A 3,496-nucleotide genomic window follows, 5' to 3' on the forward strand; every position below is an offset into this window, starting at 1 on the left:
GAAATCGGCTCTACGATTTGGCTTTCAAAATTATTAAAATCATCTAAAGTTAAATAACCGTTAAATCTGTCTGAGAAATCAACAATCGCTTCTGCTATTTTACCCCTGTAATAATAATCTCTTGCCGATTGTATTGCAGATGACCTTCCGTTTTCAATATTCTCATTGTAAGCATTAATAAGGTCTCTAAGCGTTTTTGCCATGTTATTTTGGTAAACTGTATCTCCTGCCTTAATAAGTTTTCCGTCTAAAGCATAAATAGCCATTGAATCGGGCCTGCTTAAAATTAAAGAAGATAAATTATTGAGCCACCTTTCCATGTCATTGCTAATTAAATATCCTTCCTCTGCAATCCTTATGGCGGGAGAAAGAACCTGCTCCAGGTCTAATTTCCCGTATTTTTCAAGCCATAGCATCCAGCCGTCCCAAGCCCCGGGAACATTTGACTGGTGTATTCCAGCAATATCTCCCCTCTTTTCATAATCAGATACTGTTGCCAAGCTTCCTACCGGCCCGACTCCGTCAATGCTTGTAACTTTGCCAGATGATGATTCGTAATAAAGAGCCCATGTTCCCCCTCCAAGAACGCTTGAAAACCAGGGTTCAACAACGCTAAGAGTAGCCGCAACGGCAATTGCAGCATCGGCTGCGGTGCCTCCTAAACTTAAAATCTCAAAACCGGCCTCTGTGGCAAGCTGATTTGAAGAAACAATTGCTTCAAACTTTGTTTCTTCCTCTTTTTCATCAATAACAACTTCTTCAATTTTTTCCGGCTTATCCTGGATTAAATAAAAAACTGCGAAAATTGAAATAATCATGATTAAAACAATTTGCAAGTTTAATGATGTTTTAACATTCATAAATCTATTTCTAATATTTAAATTTAAATAATTATCTAACTGCTATAATTTTAGCATAAAAGAAAAATCTGAGAAAGTATCTCAGATTTTTACATGTTTTTTATTTTTACTCGCCCAATCTTATTGCTTCAAGAACGGGAAGATTTGCTTCTGTAGGGATATAAATAGTGGTCTTATCGCTAAATATATTCTGCCTTACCCATAAATATTGAATATACTCTTTTGTAAGAGCTCCCCCCTCAATTTCAATCGCCTCTGCCATTCCCTTTGCTCTTTCAACTTCGGCCTGAGCATTTAATTTTTCCGCTTCCAAATTCGCGATTGCCTCTTCAATCTGAACTTTCTTAGACCATTCCGCTTCCCTTAATAATGCTTTGCCGGCTAATTCTTTCTGCCATACCCTATATTGAGGCAAAACATACATTAAAAGAATAATGAATAACAATGCGCAAACTATTGAAAATATCGAGATATTTAAAACGTTTTTTTCTCCTTCTTTGTTATAAAAAATATTCATATTTTTAATTTTTTATTGTTTATAAATAACTTTTACGTTTCCTTATCTATTATCCCATATTTTTATTAACTTTCAAGTATTTCCTTCAATTTCTTCTCCAAAACTTCATAGGAAAAATACTTCTTGCCCAGCTCAAAATTAAACTCCCCTATCCTTTGAGAGAGCTTTTCATTGTGAATAATTCTTTTTATTTCTCTTATTGCTTTTTTCGTTAAGAATCCTTTTTTAATCATAACAACCTTAAAGCCCTTGCTTCCAATATCTTCCCAAAAACTTGGCTCATAGTCATTGACAAAAATCGGCTTTTTCGCCGCTATTGCCTCAACAAAAGCGTTGCCAAATCCCTCATACTTGCTAAAAAAAGTGCAAGCAATAGCATTGGCATAAGCGTCAGAAATTGTATACGTTTTGTATCTGTTCTTTAAGAAATCAAAATAGAAATAGTTTGCGAAAAAATATCTGCTTGAAAACTTATCGCCGGCAAATATAACCTGGCTTTTTATTTTAAACTTTTTAATTGTTTCTTTCAGCTCGTTATAATAAAGATTTCCGGGATCATCTTTGGCCGTTCCCGTAATAACAAGCTTTACTCTTTTGTCATCTAATTCTTTAATAAGAGAAAGAGCCGTTTCTATGCCTTTTCTTCTGATTATTCTTGTTACCTGAAAAAGAGCAATATCATCTTTTTTAAGCCCTATTTTTTCCGGCAAATCCTTGTTCTTTTCTATCTTTAATCCGAAGGGCTTTTCAAAATCAATCACATTTGGAATATATACCGCTTTCATTCCAAAATCGTCCTTGAGCTTTTTTAAAGACGGGCTATTGATAACAACATGGGTAACATTTGGAAAATTAAGAGGAAAGAGTTCTTTTACAAGATTATTTATCTCTTCGCTTTCTGATACGTATTTCCCTTCCCTTTCCCAATAAAAATCATGGTCATGGGAAATTATTTTAATATCCGTCTTTTTTACTATTTTCTTGATCGCTTTTGCCAAAGGAAGATGAACAGGAAGGGCGTTGGTATTTTCCAAAACCAAAACTTCAAGATTGTTCTCTTTTATCCATTCGTTTAGTTTTTCAAATATTTTTTCGGCCTCAGAATCTATTTCGCTTAATATTTTTTTAGAATCTTCAAGCGAGCTGTTAAATATTCTTTTCCTTTCTTTTTCATTGGCGCCGCTTCCAAAAAACAAACTCTTTATTTCTTTGCAGTACTTTTTATCAACCAGTATGTCTTTCTCAAACTTTCCGGCGGAAATAAAAACTTCGTGTCCCATTCTTTGAAAAACTTCAATCCATTTTTCCGTTTCAAGGGCTACTCCGTCTTCCCCTCCTATTCTTGAAATTATTATTCCGATTTTCATATTTTTAAAAAATTCTTATTTTACTTGATACTACAATAAAAAAATACTTATGGCAAAAACTACAAATTAAAAAGCCCGAGAATCCGTTTCCCGAGCAATATATCTTTTCTTTTCTAGAAAGAAAAGAAAAGATATCAAAAGGAGTTTTAACTTTTAATGCAGTCCAGTTCTATTTTCGTAAAGTCCCACTTTCCCCCTTCGTTAACACCGTAGGGAGGACAGTATATGACATTTGCTCCCGACACTATAGCCCCTTGAACATCCCTGTCTATATTATCCCCGACAACCAGAAGTTCTCTGGGATTAATGCCATAGTGGCCAATAATAACGGAGAAATCTTTTACTCCTTGGTCAAGCTGGAAAAAATCGTCAAACCTCCCTATATTCAATCTTTTTTTCATTTTTGAGCTTAACTCTCCGTCTGCTATTTTTTCCGCAGCCAGTTTAAATGCAATAATCAAATCATTTTTTACGTTTTGGATAAAAGAATCGGAGCTTATAACAACTTTTACTTTTTTTTCATCGCACTGATCCAGAAAATCTTCAAGCCCTTTTCTGGGAGAAAAAGAGCAATCATAGTCGTCATAAGCAAGGATAGTTCCATAAACATCCAAAGCAACAACTTTAATAAAGCATGAACTCATATCGCCTCCTTTCTTATTAAATCAAAGAACAACGTCAGTTTCGATATTAATTCTTTGCTAAAATTTGTCAAATAAATGGATTATTGTCTTGAAACAATTATTAAGAAG

At 34.2% G+C, this 3,496-nt stretch carries 4 protein-coding genes; all 4 read right to left on the bottom strand.

Translation table 11 applies throughout. The features are described from left to right. A partial coding sequence (locus PHH50_01965; protein ID MDD3729067.1) for a gamma-glutamyltransferase occupies positions 1-860 on the bottom strand: 860 nt, incomplete at its 3' end. 106 nt (positions 861-966) lie between these two features. Beyond that, positions 967-1,377, bottom strand: a complete 411-nt coding sequence (locus PHH50_01970; GenBank protein ID MDD3729068.1) for a hypothetical protein — start codon at positions 1,375-1,377, stop codon at positions 967-969. A gap of 65 nt (positions 1,378-1,442) precedes the next feature. Beyond that, complete coding sequence (locus PHH50_01975; protein ID MDD3729069.1) at positions 1,443-2,744, bottom strand: glycosyltransferase family 4 protein; 1,302 nt, start codon at positions 2,742-2,744, stop codon at positions 1,443-1,445. 146 nt (positions 2,745-2,890) lie between these two features. Continuing rightward, positions 2,891-3,388: an HAD hydrolase-like protein gene (locus PHH50_01980; GenBank protein ID MDD3729070.1), complete on the bottom strand. Its 498-nt coding sequence runs from the start codon at positions 3,386-3,388 to the stop codon at positions 2,891-2,893. Positions 3,389-3,496: the final 108 nt, after the last annotated feature.

The sequence above is a fragment of the Candidatus Paceibacterota bacterium genome (assembly GCA_028697015.1).
In the GTDB taxonomy this organism is placed as follows: Bacteria; Patescibacteriota; Minisyncoccia; order Minisyncoccales; family GWA2-38-27; genus JAQVFW01.